Genomic DNA, 16,423 nt, shown 5'->3' on the forward strand with positions numbered 1-16,423 from the left:
AACACCATCCTAAGTTTTATAGTAGTTTTATTATAATCAATCCAGCTATAATACCTACTATCATATAAAAATATGAGGTAACTTTATCTCCTAAGTCTCTTGATTCTGGAATCATTTCAGCACATACAACATAAATCATTATTCCTGAAGCAAGTGATAAAAGTATACTTAAAAAATTTTTAGATATATTTGCAATATAAGAACCTAAGAATACACCAAACAATGTAGGAATTGCAGTAAGAAAAACATAAAACAAAGTTTTACTCTTTTTTTCATTAGATGCTATTAAAGGAGTGGCCACCGCTATACCTTCTGGTATATCGTGTATGGATATAATAAGTGCCATTTTCAGCCCTAATCTATTTCCTGCTTGAAACCCAACACCCATTAATATACCTTCTGGGAAATTGTGCAATATAAGACCTAGAGCCGTCATAAATGCTACCTTCTTATGCATATTTATATCTATACTATTTGTATTTTTATCAATAAAATATACAATTAGTATCCCTAGTACTAAAAAAATTGAAACTCCAAAACAATCCCATGTATTTAAAGCTTCTGGTATTAAATCAAAAATCACTATAGACAACATAAGGCCTGCTGAAAATCCCATGAATTTGCAAAGAAGTTTTTCAGAAGGGTCTTTTAAAGATATCCCTATTATAGCTCCTATCATTGTCCCTGATAAAGATATAATAGTTCCCATTACAATAATAAATAAAAGTTTACTCAAAAAATCACCTTTTTTTTATTGTTTACATATGATATTTATTATTATAATTTATCAAATATTCTAATCCATCTCTATTTCTTTTCTAAGTTCTTTTATTTTTTCTATACATTCCTCTGTAAAATGAGCATATACGCAAGTTCTATATAGTGCATCTAATAAATAATACTTTTTAAGTCCTCCCCTTTTTATAATTGTATAATAAAAATCTTTTTCAGGATCAATTTTTTTAAGTTTATAATAAAAATTTGCAGTGTAATTATGTAACTTAAGGAATTTCTCGTTAACTTTTATTATTCTTTTATTTCTAAATTTTGATGTAGTTAATAATACTATCCTAAAATCTTCTATATCATATATATTGTTATATTGCTCTATGTGAACTAATGCTACTTTATCACAAACTATATTTAATTTTCTATTTATTATCCCTAATACAATCTTCAATCTATTATTAGAATATTCAAATTTTAATTTTTCTCTGTCTGTTCTAATTATTATAGCCATTATAATTAGAACTTCAATTATAATTAAATAGCTAACATAAAAAATATCATAAATTTTATTATACAAATATAAAATTAGAGGCAATAGGATAAAAATAAAGCTCATAATCACAACAAATCTTTTATAAGATCTCTTTTGATTTCTAAGGCCTTTGTTTAAATCCATAATTACCTCTTCTTTCCTTAATTAATATTAGTTAACTCTACCTAAATCTTTCATTTTTTCCGCTTGATCTTCTGTAACTAAAGCTTCTATAACTTCATCTATATCCCCATCTAAAAAAGTTTCTAATTTATATAATGTTAAACCTATTCTATGGTCTGTAATTCTTCCTTGAGGATAATTATAAGTTCTTATTCTTTCACTTCTATCCCCAGTACCAACTTGACTTTTTCTATCTTCTGCTATAGATGCTGCTCTTTCAGCTTCTGCAGCTTCAAATAATCTAGCTTTTAAAACCTTCATTGCTTTTTCTTTATTTTTTAATTGTGACTTTTCATCTTGACATGTAACTACAAGACCTGTTGGTAAGTGAGTTATTCTTACAGCAGAATCTGTAGTATTTACACACTGTCCACCATGACCTGAGGCTCTATAAACATCGATTCTTAAGTCATTAGCGTTTATGTTTATATCTACATCGTCTACTTCAGGAAGCACAGCTACAGTAGCTGTAGAAGTATGAATTCTGCCACTTGATTCTGTATCTGGAACCCTTTGAACTCTGTGAACTCCACTTTCATATTTTAATCTACTATAAGCTCCTTTTCCTTTAACTGCTACAGTAACTTCTTTAAATCCACCTATGTCCGTAGCATTTAAACTCATAGTTTCTACTTTCCAGTTTTTTCTTTCTGCATATCTTGTATACATTCTTAATAAGTTAGAAGCAAATAAAGCCGCTTCATCTCCACCAGCACCTGCTCTAATTTCTATAAATACATCTTTATCATCGTTAGGATCTTTTGGTAATAACAATATAGTTAATTCTCTTTCTAAATCTTCTAACTTTAAAGTTAACTCTTTTATTTCTTCCTGTGCCATTTCTCTTAGTTCTTTGTCTGATTCTTCTCTTAACATCTCTTTATCTGATTCTAAATCCTCTTGTGCTTTTTTATACTCTCTATATGTATTAACTATAATTTCTAAATCAGCATGCTCTTTACAAAGTTTTTGCCATTCTTTTTGATTTGCCATAACTGAAGGGTCGCTTATTTTATTTGATAGTTCTTCATATTTATTTTCTATAAAATTAAGTCTTTCTAACATTATTTCTCACTCCGTATATATATTTTCACAATTTTATATTATATCATACTTTATAAAGCATTTACAACTAACCTGTGAATTTTAATACTTTCTAGCTTTTATAACTCTGTCTTTTCCAGCTAAATCTTTTATACATAATATATCCTTAAAACCATACTCATGTAAAATGTGAGAAACCTGTATTTTTTGATCATAACCTATTTCAAAAGCTATGGTTCCCCCATCATTTAGCACTTCTAAACTTTGCTTTATTATCCCCTCATAAAAAAACAATCCATCTTTTCCACCACACAAAGCTTCAAAGGGTTCATATTTTTTAACATCATCCATAAGTGTTTCAATAACATCTTCCCTTATATATGGTGGGTTAGACACTATAATATCAAACTTTCTTTTTCCTTTTATTGCTTCTGTAAGTAAATCACTTTTTAAAACTTTAATTCTATCTTGAAGATTATGTTTAAGTATATTTTCTTTAGTAGTATTGTATGGCACATCTTCTATATCATAGCAAATTATTTCTGTATTATTTAAAGTATATCCTATAGTAATTCCTATAATACCACTGCCACAACAAACATCACAAATTTGCTTATAATTCTTATTTTTTATTTCCTCCAAAACCGTTTCTACTAATATTTCTGTATCTGGTCTTGGTATTAATACTCCCTTTTTTATATTAAAATCTAGTCCCATAAATTCAGTTGTACCTAATATATATTTCATAGGCATTTTATTTTTTCTAAGGTCTATTAATTGAAAATATTTTTTTTTCTCTTCCTCTTTTATATGATAATCAGGATTAGTCAAAATAAACAATCTATCTTTTTTTAATGTTTTCCCTAATAAAAGTTGAGTATCTATTTGATAGCTATCTATAGATTCTTTTTTTAAAATACCATATCCTTCTACCAGCAAATCTTTTAATAACAAATTAACATCACTCCATTGAATTTTCAATTCCTTCTGCTGCTTTTAAAGCCATTATAGCTACTTCCAATTGCTTTAAATCAGGTTCTTTAGTTGTTAGTTTTTGTAACATAAGCCCTGGATATGCTATGATTTTTGCAAAATTACTATTACTTTTACCTAACCATTTTATAATTTCATAGGTAACCCCTGAAACCGCAGGCAATAATATTATTCTATATAAAATTCTTTGCCATATGTTACTCCATCCTGTAAGTGAAAATAAAAGTATGCTTACAATCATAACTAAAAACAAGAAATTCGTTCCACACCTTGGATGAAATCTTGTAAATTCTATAGCATTTTCAGGTGTTAGTTCCATATGATTTTCATAACAAAATATAGTCTTATGCTCTGCTCCATGATATTGGAACACTCTTTTTATATCTTCCATATTACTTATTAATAAAATATATAATAAAAATATAGCTATTCTTATTATTCCTTCTATTATATTTAATAATAAAGTACTTTGTATACCTATTTTTTTAAAAAAATTAGCTATAAAAGTTGGAAAAATAAAAAATACTACTGCAGATATAATAAAAGATATTAGTAATGTTATTCCAATTAAAATGTTATCTGCTTTGTCTTTAAAAACTTTATTAAACCACTTATCAAATTTAGATTCTTCAACCTGTTCTTCAAAAAATGATGCAGAATAATTTAAAGTTTTTATGCCTATTACTAAAGATTCGATAAGAGATACAAAACCTCTTATTATTGGTAGAGAAAAGAAAAAAGTTTTTTTAGTATAAGGTGTATAGTCTTCTTTATTTACAACTATTTCTCCATTTGTTTTTCTAACTGCCGTTGCTATACCCTTTTTCCCTCTCATCATTACCCCTTCTAAAACTGCTTGTCCTCCAACGCTAGTACTTTTCCCCACTTAATCACCTCATTATTTATCTTGGAACACAATGACACTTTCTACATCTAGCTTCATAAGACTCTTGTGCACCTATTAATACTACTGGGTCAGATTTTTTCGCTGGCTTTCCATTTATAAGTCTTTGAGTTCTTGTAGCTGGATTATTGCAAACCATACATACGGCTTGTATTTTATCTACAAATTCTGCTATAGCCATAAGTTTAGGCATTGGACCAAAGGGTTCTCCTTTAAAATCCATATCTAGTCCTGCACAAATAACTCTTCTATTATTATTAGCTATTTTACTTACTATTTCAACCAAAGAATCATCAAAAAATTGTGCTTCATCTATCCCTATTACATCTGTATCATCTAAAAGTTTTTCTAATATTTCTTTACTACTTTTAACTGGTACTGACTGAATTTTATCTCCTGCATGAGACACAACATCCTGTTTACTATATCTGTTATCTATTTCAGGTTTAAAAACTTGAACTTTTTGCTTTGCTATTTCCGCTCTTCTTATCCGTCTTATTAATTCTTCCGTTTTGCCACTATACATAGGACCTGCTACAACTTCAATCCACCCATGATCTTTGGGACCATACATAAAAACACCTCCATTTTAATAAACAAGTATATTTTATCAAAACTAATTAGTATAATAAAGAATTTATTATAGGAAAAATTTACATATAATTATTTAATTCTTTATTATATTAGTATTTTTAAGTAATTTATGCAATATCCGTAATTTGTTGACTTCATTTAAATGCCTATGTTATAATAATGTAGTTAAAATAGTGATAAGACCAATTCGAAAGAGGTGAAAATAAATGAGAGAAGGAATACATCCAGAATATAACCATGACGTTGTAGTTAAATGTGCATGCGGTAATACTTTTACAACTGGATCAACTAATAAAGAATTAAAAGTAGAAATTTGTTCAAAATGTCATCCATTCTTTACTGGAAAACAAAAAATAGTTGATGCTGGTGGAAGAGTTGATAAATTCATGAAAAAATTCAACCTATCTAGCGAAGACGTTAAATAGTATAAAACCTAATCTTTCGGATTAGGTTTTATTTATTTTCTATTTATTATTTTTATTCATATCCATTTTGCTTATTATATTTACAAATTCCTCATTAGTCTTAGTTTTAGATAATATACTTAAAACTTGTTCAGTTACATTTTCCACATTATTTTCCTCATAAAGAAGCTTTCTTATATTAAATGCAGTTTCTTTTTCTAAAGAATCTGTAAATAATAAATCATCTCTTCTTGTACCTGATTTATAAATATCTAAAGCAGGGAATATTCTTCTTTCTTGAAGTTTTCTATTAAGATGTACTTCCATATTTCCAGTACCCTTAAACTCCTCAAATATCATGTCATCCATTCTACTTCCTGTTTCAGTTAAAGCTGTAGCTAATATGGTTAAGCTTCCACCATTTTCAATATTTCTAGCTGCCCCAAAAAATTTCTTTGGCATTACTAATGCACCAGGATCTAATCCACCTGATAATGTCCTACCTGTTGGGGTAATAGTTAAATTATATGCTCTAGACAATCTTGTTATACTATCTAATAATATAACAACATCCTGTCCTTGCTCTACCATTCTTTTAGCTCTTTCTAAAACCATATAAGTAACCTTTGTATGATGCTCTGGCTCTTCATCAAAGGTTGAGTATATTACTTCTCCTTTAATAGATCTTTGCATATCTGTTACTTCTTCTGGTCTCTCATCAATTAAAAGTACTATAAGTTTACATAATGGATTATTTCGGGAAATGCTTTGGGCTATCTTTTTTAGAAGAGTAGTTTTACCTGCTTTAGGAGGGGCTACTATCATTCCTCTTTGTCCTTTTCCTATAGGTGATATTATATCCATTAATCTTGTAGATAAGTCTTGTGAACTTGTTTCAAGTTTAATCCTTTCATTAGGATATATAGGTACTAAGCTTTCAAAAGGTTTTCTTCCTACTGCTTTTTCAGGATTTTCTCCATTTACCCTTTCTACGTATATTAAAGCTTTAAACTTTTCTCCATCCTTTGGTATTCTAACTTTTCCTTCAACTTCGTCACCTGTTCTTAAATTAAATCTTCTTATTTGTGATGGAGATACATATATATCTTCGGGACCTGACAAATAATTTTGTCCTCTTAAAAATCCATAATTATTATTTTCTATAATCTCCAAAACACCTTTAGCTCTTTGTGATTCATTTATCATCTCTTTTAATCTTTCCGCTTTATTTTCTTCGCTGTTTTTCATAAGAGAATTAGTTTTTTCTTCATTGACACTATTTTCTTTAGTGATTTTATTATGTATATAGTTTCCATTTTTTATAACTTTAGGTGATATTTTTTCAACTAAAATTTTTCCATCTTTCTCTATAGCTGTTGACTGTGAAGTTTTTATTTCTTCTATAAGTTCACTTTTTTTAAACTTAGAAATATTTTTTATATCAAGCTTTTTAGCTATTTCTCTTAATTCTTTAACGGTCATGCTTTCATAATCCTTATTTATCAAAAAAATCCCCTCTCTCTATTAAATTATATATATTAAATAACAGGAAAATATCAAAACTTAGGTTAAAAAGAGTAGTTAAATTTTAGAAAATCTTTCAAAATAGATTATACCCTATTTATGTATTTTAATCCATATATAAATAAAAATAAAGAGTAACTTTTAAAAGTTACTCTAAACCATCATATATATTTTATCAAAAATCTGATTTTGTTTATATACTCTTTCTTCTATGGTAGATTTGTTACCTATGTAAAATAATGGTATGCCTAATATTTCACACCCGCCTACAATAATTTCTCTTTTTAAAAATTCATCTATATTATAATTATATTTGTGAATATTATTGCATATATGACACTTAACAGTAATTGCAATATTCCCTTTATTGCTTTTATTAATTGTGAGCCCTAATTCATATTCATTTATTTTAGAAGTATTGAATAAAGAAAAATCTACTAATTCATATTTCCCAAAGGTATTTTTAATAGCTATACCTAATTCTGTTTGTATTATCATAGGACTCCATCTCCCCTCTCATAATTTTACAATTCATAACAAACTTATATATTTTTCATTAACTTTTTCATTTCTCTTGTTATTATATTTCTATAAATATATGTTAAATCCTTCAAGTATTATTAGTTTAATATTTACTTTTAAAAATATCTTTCCTATAAATTAATAGCTTATACAAGAAAAACAACAACACCAAAATTACTCATTTTTATAAATTCTGATGTTGTTGTTTATTAACATATATTAAATCTTAAATAATATATAAAATTTATTTTTTATCTAAAGTAGCTTTTACAAAATCTTTAAACAATGGATGTGGTTTATTAGGTCTTGATTTTAATTCCGGATGAAATTGAACAGCTACATACCAAGGATGATTATTTATCTCTACTATTTCTACTAGTCTATCATCTGGACTTGTTCCTGATAATATTAGACCTGCTTCTGTTAGCTTACTCCTATATTCATTATTAAATTCATATCTATGTCTATGTCTTTCATATACAATCTCTTGTCCATAAGCTTTTTCTGCATTTGTACCCTTAAGTAATTTACAAGGATAGGATCCCAATCTCATAGTTCCTCCCATATTATCTATATCCTTTTGTTCTGGCATTAAATCTATTACTGGATATTTTGTATTTGGATCTATCTCAGCACTATGAGCCCCTTTATAATTTAATACATTTCTCGCGAACTCTATTACTGCACATTGCATTCCCAGACATATTCCTAAAAAAGGTATTTTATTTTCTCTTGCCCATTTAGCAGACCATATTTTCCCTTCTATTCCTCTATCGCCAAATCCACCTGGTACCAATATACCATCCGCATCTTTTAAATGCTGCTCAAAATTATTTTCATTTACTTCTTCAGAATTTATCCATTTTATATTCACCTTAGTATCGTTAGCATAACCGCCATGGTTTAAAGCTTCCACTATTGATATATAAGCATCATGTAATTCTACATACTTACCTACCAAAGCTATAGTAGTATTCTTAGAAAGATTTTTTGCATTATTCACCATTGATATCCATTCTGTATTATCTATTTTACTGTAATTTAGGCCTAATTTCTTGCATACTAAAGTATCTAAATTTTCTTTATGTAGCATTAATGGTACTTCATAAAGATTTTCTGCGTCTAAATTTTGTATGACATCCTCTTTATCTACATTACAAAATAATCCTATTTTCTCCTTTAATTCCTCTGATATCTGTTTTTCTGATCGACAAACTATGATATCTGGCTGTATCCCTATTCCTCTAAGTTCTTTAACTGAATGTTGGGTAGGCTTTGTCTTTAACTCCCCTGCTTTTCCTAAGAAAGGTAGTAAGGTTACATGAATAAAGCATACATTTTCTCTTCCAACTTCATATTTGATTTGTCTTATAGACTCTAAAAAAGGTAGAGATTCTATATCCCCTATAGTTCCACCTATTTCAGTTATAACTACATCTACTTCCTTTTCTTTGGCTACCCTATATACTCTAGATTTTATTTCTGTAGTTATATGAGGTATTACCTGCACTGTGGCACCTAAATAATCACCTTTTCTTTCTTTAGATATAACAGACCAGTAAATCTTTCCTGTAGTTACATTACTATTTTGGCTTAAATTTTCATCTATAAACCTTTCATAATGGCCTAAATCTAGATCTGTTTCTGCACCATCCTCTGTTACAAATACTTCACCATGTTGATAAGGGCTCATTGTTCCTGGATCTATATTTATATATGGATCAAATTTTTGTATTGAAACCTTAAGTCCTCTATTTTTTAAAAGTCTTCCTAAAGAAGCTGCTGTTATTCCTTTCCCTAATGAAGAAACAACCCCACCTGTTACAAATATATATTTAGTGCTCATACGCTCTCCTGCTTTAATATATAATAAAGCAGTTTTCACCTCCAAAGTTTAAGTTTGTATTATTCTGCACCAAATTTACATAAAATCTATTGACATCATTGGAATTTTAATATATAATAATCCTTACCTTTAATATTTAAAATCGCGATTTTATGTAAATTTTTATGCATTCAAAAAACATACCTATATATAATAACACAAATTATTATGTTGTGCTATATTTTTTCGTTAATTTTTATTTTATGTTATCTAAAATTTCTCCTGCTTCAAAAAACATATCTCTTATTTTTTTATTTAATAATAATTTCTTTTCTGCTTCCTCTATATTATTACATATACCTTCATAATCACTAATATTAAAATCTTTTTTCAAGTTTTCTATTTCTATGCAATTATATTTTCTTAATAATAAAAATAATAAATACCTGCATTCATTATCTCTCACTATGTTTATCATTTCATATTCAGATATACCTTTATATTTACATAACAATTTTATTATATTTTCATATTTTGAGTTTGTAAAATAATTCATAATAACACCTCTTACGGTTTTTATTATAATTTTGTCCATATAGTTTATTTTTAAACAACATTAGCCCTCTTAAGCAAGGATTTTATAATTAAAACACTATCTTAAGAGGGTTAATACTGATTATGTAAATACATATGATATTTATTTTTTTTCAGGCGATATATTTATATTTAATATAGTGTTTTGAGGTTTTTGTCCTGCTACACTCATAATATAGTCAATATATATACTTCCCCCATTATCATCTATATTTATATCTAATTTCTTAGTGTTTATATTTATCTCTAAAGTACCATAAGGAGTACTATACATAGACATATTTTTCTTATTTAGTGCAAAGTCCATTTTTGTACTAGTACTTCCCATTCTTATTAGTGAAAAATTTTTTTCACTTATTTTAAGAGTAGTAGTAGTACCTTCCATTCCAGATATAGCAGTTTCTTCATAAACAGCATAATAATTCCTATCTTTTTTATAAAAGTTTCCTGGTGTAACCACTTCTATTGAATCATTTTTTTCTTTTGCCTCTGGAACAGAACTTAAAACATGGATAAGTGCTTTCTTTTTCATAGCTTACATTCCTTTTCTTTATATTATAAATTTTTTTAAATAATCATCAGAAGCTGGCTTTACTTCTATTATATTATTTAAATTAGTATTGACTTTACCATACTTAACCTTTATCTCATCTTCATCTTTACCTTTGCTATATCGCCCTGTTATTTCCGCTGCTAATTTTATATCATCTTCATTAGGTTCTCCTATTATTACCACAGTAGAACCATTATAATCACAAGCTAAAAACATATAGTCTTTTGAACTTAAGTAATTTTTAATAACATCTCCTTCTTCTTTAGTTCTAGTAGATATTATTTTACAATTCTCTGATATTCTAAAATGTCTTCCGTATTTTAATAATTCAAGTTCTCTTTCTTCAGGAGTTTCCTTATGTTTTAGTAAATCCTTTAATCTTTTTGCATAATTAGGCTCTGTAAGTTTACATCCGCCTGCTGGTGAAGGGTACTCTTTTATACCCCATTTTTCTGCTAAATCCATTTGAACCTTTCTACTTCTACCAGATATATCTAAAAGTTTTTCTCTGTCTACGAGATTTTGTAACTCCATTTCTGTAGGTGGTAAAATCTTGGCACATAACGGTCTTAATATTTTTTGTTCATATCCTGATTCTTTTTTTACTACATTTAAAGCTGCTTTATTTTGTGACATAGGCCTCTGATTTAAAACCTCTCCTGTTATTATAAAGTCTGCATTAAATTTTTCTAAAAGTTCTCCTGAATATTTCATCATCATAGAATGACAATCAATACATGGATTCATATTTTTCCCATAACCATGTTTAGGATTTTTAACCATTTCTAAATGTTTCTTTGAAAAATCCACTACTTCTAAAGGTATATCAATCTGTTTAGTCATTCTCTCTGCATTTTTTTCATTAAAAAAATATGATCTAAAACATATTCCTATTACTTCTATTCCTTGATCTTTTATAAGTTTAGCAGCTAATGTACTATCTAAGCCACCTGATATCATAGCTAAAGCTCTTGTCATTAAACTCACCCTTCTTTTCATATTACTTACTTTTCAATAATTATTATTATAATACAAATAAAGAGTGAATACACTATTATTCACTCTTTATTTGTATTATATCATATTGTTAATTCACCATTTGGGGTATCTAGTATTTGTAATATCCTCTCTTCATACCCTGTATTGGCATTTATAAATATTTTAAATTTATCATTTTTATAAGTTCCAGAAAATTCATAGCACAAAACTTCTGTATTAGCCTCTGTCGGAATAATGCTTAATCTAACATTAGTAATATTTAAATTTTTTCCAACTCTCTTTTCTGCGTCCTTTTCACTAACCTTTATATTTTTATTAATATTCCTATCATGATGAGATATTAAATATTTTTCTGATTCTACTCCTATTATTTCCCCTTTATCTAAAGCTATTTTTAACTTTACTTGATCTGGGTACACTATTACATCATTCTGTTTGTATACATAATTTATTACAGCTACATTATCATAATTTAAAGTATATGTAGGTACCATATTAGAAATTTTAAGTTTTTTAAGATAATCATTTCCTATATTTATAGCTCTTTTTTTATCTATTTTAGGTTGACCTACTCCTCTAGAATCTATTAAATATACTAGTTTTCCACCATGCTTGCTAATTTCACATGTAACATTATCTTTTTTACCTTCCCTACCTTTAATATTAACTATAAATCTATAGGTTGCTATATTAGTTTTTCCTTCATTTGTATCTAATTTAATAGATTCTACTTTATCGTTTCCTATTATATTTTTAGCTATTTTCTTTGCTTCATTTTCATTAATCTTTTTTTCACTATTTATTTTAGGAGTTATTTCTAAAGTGTTATCTGAAAAAGGTCCATCATAAATTAACGCAGGATACTGCATAACCTGTTTTTGTATATTATTAAATTGACCTTTAATTGAATTTGGATTTTCTTTAGCTAATACTCCACTTACTTTCTTTCTTATATCTCCCCATCTAACTCTACCTTCATTAACATCCATAACAACGTTATTTAATTGATTTTCTAACTGAAGTGATTCTTTTTTTAATCTTTCTATATTGTCATAATCATCTTTTGACAAATTATTATTTTTAACTATTGACTTTGCTAAACTGTTAGAAAAATCTCCCACTTGGGATAAAAATTTACTAGTATTTGTTATTGTGTTTTGGTCTATAGGTAATGAATGTAATTTGTCATTGGCCATAGATGAATATTTAAATATTTCTTCAAATGTAACTATTTCCTGCTCTCTTGAACCTATAATAGGTGCTTTAGATAAATTAACTCTTATGTTTTGTACAGAAGTTATTAGTTCATGTAAATTTTTACTATATTCACCTTGAAGATAATTTCTATAATCATTTCTTTCTAAAGTCATTAAAATAGCAAATGTACTTGAAAAAACAACTATCAATGTTACAGTTAAAGTATATAGTATTCTTTTAGTACTTTTTTTCATATATCCTAACCTCCCAACATTTCTTACTTTATTATCTGTATTTATAGTTGGGGTTATTCATTAATTGATAAAATTTATTTGAATATATAACTATAATTTATAGGTTTCTTATTTTTAATTCTATGTTATTATAGACTATACGATCTAATTTTTGTAAAATATTTAAGTATTTATTTTATATTTATAATATATAATATATTTAATATACTTCTTAATACTTCTTAACATTTTATATTCTCATATTAAAAAATCCTTAAAACTTATTTAAATACATTTATAATTATATATTTATCCTATATAATGTTAATGTATAACCCATACACTAAATTTTATTTCTACAATCATATTTTATTTATTACATAATAAATTAGAGGGTGACTAAATGAAAATTCTAATATTATCTGTTTCTGCTGGAGGTGGCCATAGTCATGCAGCAGAAGCATTAAAATCTTATATAAAATTAAATAATAATGAAGCCGAAATCACTATAATAGATACATTAAAGTATATAAACCCTTTAATAGATAAAGTTATTATAGGTAGCTATTTGAAAACATTAAAAGTAACTCCTTCTTTATTTGGGAAATTATATGACCATTCAGAGGATGATGAAGGCTTAGCCACAGTTATAAGTTCTAATCTGAGCAAAATTATGAACTACAAACTTTCTCATTTAATAGATGAATTTGACCCAGATGTTATAATATGTACTCATCCTTTCCCAGCTGAAATGATATCTATTATGAAAGATAAGGACAAATTAAATATACCTTCTCTAACTATACTTACTGATTATGCTCCTCATCGTTTTTGGATTCAAGAGCATACGGATGCTTATGTAGTATCTAATTCAGATATGATTGATGAGATGGTAGCCAGAGATGTTCCTAAAAATAAAATTTTTGATTTTGGTATACCTGTTAGCCCAAGTTTTTTAAACAAATATGATAAAGAAAAAACCTTAAAAGAATTAGACCTAAATATTAATATTCCTACTTTTTTAATAATGGGCGGAAGTTTAGGTATAGGTAAAATATCTGACCTTTATAGCGAATTAATAAAAATAGAACAAAATATACAAATTATTATAATAACAGGTAATAATAAAAAACTATATAGCCAATTAAGTAAATTAAAAGAAGATTCTGATAAGGAAACTAGAATCATAGGCTTTACTAATGAAGTAAATAAATATATGCAATGTTGTGATTTGCTTTTAACTAAACCTGGTGGTCTTACTATTACAGAAGCATTAGTTTCAAATATACCAATGGCTATTTTTTCGCCTATACCAGGTCAAGAAGAAAAAAATGCAGAATTTTTATTAAGACATAATTTAGCTATAAGTATAGACTCTATAGAAGATACAAAAAATATAATAAGTGATTTATTAAAATCTGAATCATCATTAAAAACTATGAGTTTAAATTGTAACAAATTCGCCAAGCCAAATTCTGGAAATGATATTTATAACTTATTAAAATTTTTAATGAGCATCAAAAGAAATGACTCTGCTAAAAATAAAATGTATGTATCTAACCATATAATTAGTAATAAAAATAAAAATTTGTTTAAATCTATAGAAAAATATTTTATAAAAACAGCTGAAAAATTTTTATTATAAAAAAACTCTGTATTATTTTCAAATACAGAGTTTTTTTTATTTTTTTAATTTATTAATCTCTTCTACAACTTTAAACTTTATTTCATAAGAATTTTTTGAATTATTAATAGACTTCAACTCTTCTTCTTTTAATACTTTTTTCATTTTTTGTTCTGTTTCCTTTGTTGATACTTCTCCTTTTGTTACATCAACAAAACATAATGGTGGAAACATAACACACCACCAATTTTGCCCCTGACCATTGCCTATAACGATTTTATAGGCTTCATATTGCCCTTGTGGCAAGGTTATATTCCCATAGGTTTTTATAGGAAATTGCTCTTGTCTTAAATAAGTATTAACTGAATATTTATATCCATTTTTATTTATGATATTTTCTGCTATTTTTTTTATCTCTTTATCATTTTCTTTTAATATTTTTCTTGACTCATCTATGCTATTACTTTTGTCTAATTTTGGCATCATATATTTTATTATTTCATCTTTAACTTTAAGTTTCAAACTTTGATCTTCTATACTATCACTATTTGCTAAGACATGAAACCTTATTATTTTATTTGAAATATTTTTTTGTTCACTGCTTGTACTCCCATAAACTAAATTAAAAGAATTAAAGCCAATAAAAAATATAACTATAATACTTAACATAAAAACTAATATTCTTTTCATATATATTCCCCCCATTGATCTTATTTATTAGTTATTATTACCAAATATTATAGTTATATTCAATTTTAAAAAATTATTTTATTGCTCCTATTCTTCTAACTTTTGTATCTACAGTAACATTTATATCTAAACTTTTATATAAATCATTCCAATTACCTTTTATTTTTTTCCACAGCTTAGGATGATACTTATGAACATATTCCCCTAAATCTAAGATATCTGTATTATACTCACTTTGAGATACCCTTATAACTTCATTTATTTCTTGTGTTATAGCTTTATTTAAATCCTCTTCTATTTTATTTATATCCCCTTTAGAAGATATTTGTTTATCAATATTATATCCTTTAATTTGGCCTTCTAAATTTAATTTTATATCAAAACTCAAATTTTCTTTATCCTTTAACTTAATTTTTCTTTCACTGTTTTCTATGGAATAGTCTAAAGGGCTTCCATCTCTTATTATAGTTCTAGTTCCACCTTTAAATTTTTTATTTATAAGTTGTATATTATTAGATTGCTCTGTACTTATATATCCTTTTATCTTATTATTTTTTATTACAGCAACTTTTGATATTTTAAGATCCTTATTTTTTTTATCTATATTAATAACAGGTATCAAAGCTGTATTATTTTGGCTAGTCTCTTCTAAAAATTCATTTAATGTAAGTGGAAAAGCCGTATTATTTTTTTCATTATTTTCTAACATACCTATTATATAATTTTCTATACTTTTTTCCATATTAGGTTTAAAACGTAATATTTCTTCACTTTTATCTTCTGAAAAAACTATATAAATCATTCTATTTATAGCGGGTTGTCTTTGTATATAATCTATTACTTCTTTAAAAGTATTGCTATAATCCAAAATACTTGTATTTAAAACCATAAGTTTTAAGTGTCCAAAACTTAAATTTCTACTACTTTTATTTACAATTTTATCCATACTATCCTGCATTGAATATGCATCTACTGACATAGTATTATCTGCTGCTGTTCCTCCCTTTTCAGGTCCTAATTTACTTATATCCGGAAAAGCATAGGTTACTCTTATTTTGTCAAACTTACTTCCTGTAAAAGATGCAGCAGGACTTATTTTCTCTAGCTGCTTTTCTTTTCCTATATCCTTTCCCGCATCCACTCCTAGAACGGAAACAAATGCTTTTTTATCTATTTCTACCTTATCCCAGCATCCTGTCATACATATAGTTGATAATATAAGCATTATAACTAAATACTTTTTTGATTTCATAATATAACAACTCCTAAATATATATTT

Annotated in this window: 17 protein-coding genes; 2 read left to right on the forward strand and 15 right to left on the reverse strand. The window is 26.7% G+C overall.

Annotated elements, in window-relative coordinates:
• Positions 1-16 precede the first annotated feature (16 nt).
• The 6 genes from ACYUEW_RS12960 to ACYUEW_RS12985 form a co-directional block, all read right to left on the reverse strand.
• Complete coding sequence (locus ACYUEW_RS12960; RefSeq protein WP_460276903.1) at positions 17-736, reverse strand: ZIP family metal transporter; 720 nt, start codon at positions 734-736, stop codon at positions 17-19.
• A gap of 60 nt (positions 737-796) precedes the next feature.
• Entirely contained in the window at positions 797-1,405 is a 609-nt protein-coding gene (locus ACYUEW_RS12965) for a hypothetical protein (RefSeq protein WP_003487879.1), read from the reverse strand.
• Positions 1,406-1,432: 27 nt separating this feature from the next.
• On the reverse strand, positions 1,433-2,512 hold the full coding sequence (prfA, locus tag ACYUEW_RS12970; protein ID WP_172819847.1) for a peptide chain release factor 1: 1,080 nt from the start codon (positions 2,510-2,512) through the stop codon (positions 1,433-1,435).
• 78 nt (positions 2,513-2,590) lie between these two features.
• Positions 2,591-3,442 carry a peptide chain release factor N(5)-glutamine methyltransferase gene (gene prmC / locus ACYUEW_RS12975; protein WP_042385933.1) on the reverse strand — a complete coding sequence of 284 codons (852 nt, stop codon included), beginning with the start codon at positions 3,440-3,442 and terminating at the stop codon, positions 2,591-2,593.
• Between the two features lie 7 nt (positions 3,443-3,449).
• Entirely contained in the window at positions 3,450-4,367 is a 918-nt protein-coding gene (locus ACYUEW_RS12980) for a DUF1385 domain-containing protein (protein WP_003487885.1), read from the reverse strand.
• Positions 4,368-4,383: 16 nt separating this feature from the next.
• Positions 4,384-4,959 (reverse strand): thymidine kinase, encoded by a 576-nt coding sequence (locus tag ACYUEW_RS12985; protein ID WP_003356155.1) that lies wholly within the window; start codon positions 4,957-4,959, stop codon positions 4,384-4,386.
• A 226-nt stretch (positions 4,960-5,185) separates the two neighbouring features.
• Between ACYUEW_RS12985 and rpmE the strand changes: the two genes are divergently transcribed.
• Entirely contained in the window at positions 5,186-5,404 is a 219-nt protein-coding gene (gene rpmE, locus ACYUEW_RS12990) for a 50S ribosomal protein L31 (protein WP_003487888.1), read from the forward strand.
• A 39-nt stretch (positions 5,405-5,443) separates the two neighbouring features.
• Here the strand turns inward: rpmE and rho are convergent, their stop codons facing one another.
• From rho to ypeB, 7 genes are all read right to left on the reverse strand, one after another.
• Positions 5,444-6,889, reverse strand: coding sequence for a transcription termination factor Rho (gene rho, locus ACYUEW_RS12995; protein WP_042385937.1), 1,446 nt, complete (start codon positions 6,887-6,889; stop codon positions 5,444-5,446).
• Between the two features lie 171 nt (positions 6,890-7,060).
• Positions 7,061-7,405, reverse strand: coding sequence for a hypothetical protein (locus tag ACYUEW_RS13000; protein ID WP_003487891.1), 345 nt, complete (start codon positions 7,403-7,405; stop codon positions 7,061-7,063).
• A gap of 268 nt (positions 7,406-7,673) precedes the next feature.
• Positions 7,674-9,275, reverse strand: a complete 1,602-nt coding sequence (locus tag ACYUEW_RS13005; protein WP_460276904.1) for a CTP synthase — start codon at positions 9,273-9,275, stop codon at positions 7,674-7,676.
• Positions 9,276-9,510: 235 nt separating this feature from the next.
• Positions 9,511-9,810, reverse strand: a complete 300-nt coding sequence (locus tag ACYUEW_RS13010; RefSeq protein WP_042385942.1) for a hypothetical protein — start codon at positions 9,808-9,810, stop codon at positions 9,511-9,513.
• Positions 9,811-9,951: 141 nt separating this feature from the next.
• Entirely contained in the window at positions 9,952-10,380 is a 429-nt protein-coding gene (locus ACYUEW_RS13015) for a YwiB family protein (RefSeq protein ID WP_003487897.1), read from the reverse strand.
• Positions 10,381-10,398: 18 nt separating this feature from the next.
• Positions 10,399-11,379: a tRNA 4-thiouridine(8) synthase ThiI gene (locus ACYUEW_RS13020; RefSeq protein WP_265203658.1), complete on the reverse strand. Its 981-nt coding sequence runs from the start codon at positions 11,377-11,379 to the stop codon at positions 10,399-10,401.
• Positions 11,380-11,480: 101 nt separating this feature from the next.
• Positions 11,481-12,851: a germination protein YpeB gene (gene ypeB / locus ACYUEW_RS13025; RefSeq protein ID WP_191596725.1), complete on the reverse strand. Its 1,371-nt coding sequence runs from the start codon at positions 12,849-12,851 to the stop codon at positions 11,481-11,483.
• A gap of 382 nt (positions 12,852-13,233) precedes the next feature.
• Between ypeB and ACYUEW_RS13030 the strand changes: the two genes are divergently transcribed.
• Positions 13,234-14,475: an MGDG synthase family glycosyltransferase gene (locus ACYUEW_RS13030; protein WP_460276905.1), complete on the forward strand. Its 1,242-nt coding sequence runs from the start codon at positions 13,234-13,236 to the stop codon at positions 14,473-14,475.
• A 36-nt stretch (positions 14,476-14,511) separates the two neighbouring features.
• Here the strand turns inward: ACYUEW_RS13030 and spoIIR are convergent, their stop codons facing one another.
• Together spoIIR and ACYUEW_RS13040 are read right to left on the reverse strand one after the other, a co-directional pair.
• The gene (gene spoIIR, locus ACYUEW_RS13035) at positions 14,512-15,144 is read right to left on the reverse strand and encodes a stage II sporulation protein R (RefSeq protein ID WP_042385953.1); all 633 of its coding nucleotides are present in this window, start codon (positions 15,142-15,144) and stop codon (positions 14,512-14,514) included.
• Between the two features lie 73 nt (positions 15,145-15,217).
• Positions 15,218-16,396 (reverse strand): Ger(x)C family spore germination protein, encoded by a 1,179-nt coding sequence (locus ACYUEW_RS13040; protein ID WP_045515707.1) that lies wholly within the window; start codon positions 16,394-16,396, stop codon positions 15,218-15,220.
• Between the last annotated feature and the right edge of the window lie 27 nt (positions 16,397-16,423).

It is taken from the genome of Clostridium sp. CTA-1, from assembly GCF_054768215.1.

Coding starts and splice junctions, on each gene's coding strand:
- ypeB (WP_191596725.1), bottom strand. CDS start 12,851: ATGAAAAAAAGTACTAAAAGAATACTATATACTTTAACTGTAACATTG.
- ACYUEW_RS12965 (WP_003487879.1), bottom strand. CDS start 1,405: ATGGATTTAAACAAAGGCCTTAGAAATCAAAAGAGATCTTATAAAAGA.
- ACYUEW_RS13040 (WP_045515707.1), bottom strand. CDS start 16,396: ATGAAATCAAAAAAGTATTTAGTTATAATGCTTATATTATCAACTATA.
- ACYUEW_RS13020 (WP_265203658.1), bottom strand. CDS start 11,379: ATGACAAGAGCTTTAGCTATGATATCAGGTGGCTTAGATAGTACATTA.
- ACYUEW_RS13010 (WP_042385942.1), bottom strand. CDS start 9,810: ATGAATTATTTTACAAACTCAAAATATGAAAATATAATAAAATTGTTA.
- ACYUEW_RS13005 (WP_460276904.1), bottom strand. CDS start 9,275: ATGAGCACTAAATATATATTTGTAACAGGTGGGGTTGTTTCTTCATTA.
- spoIIR (WP_042385953.1), bottom strand. CDS start 15,144: ATGAAAAGAATATTAGTTTTTATGTTAAGTATTATAGTTATATTTTTT.
- ACYUEW_RS12985 (WP_003356155.1), bottom strand. CDS start 4,959: ATGTATGGTCCCAAAGATCATGGGTGGATTGAAGTTGTAGCAGGTCCT.
- ACYUEW_RS13030 (WP_460276905.1), top strand. CDS start 13,234: ATGAAAATTCTAATATTATCTGTTTCTGCTGGAGGTGGCCATAGTCAT.
- ACYUEW_RS13000 (WP_003487891.1), bottom strand. CDS start 7,405: ATGATAATACAAACAGAATTAGGTATAGCTATTAAAAATACCTTTGGG.
- rpmE (WP_003487888.1), top strand. CDS start 5,186: ATGAGAGAAGGAATACATCCAGAATATAACCATGACGTTGTAGTTAAA.
- ACYUEW_RS13015 (WP_003487897.1), bottom strand. CDS start 10,380: ATGAAAAAGAAAGCACTTATCCATGTTTTAAGTTCTGTTCCAGAGGCA.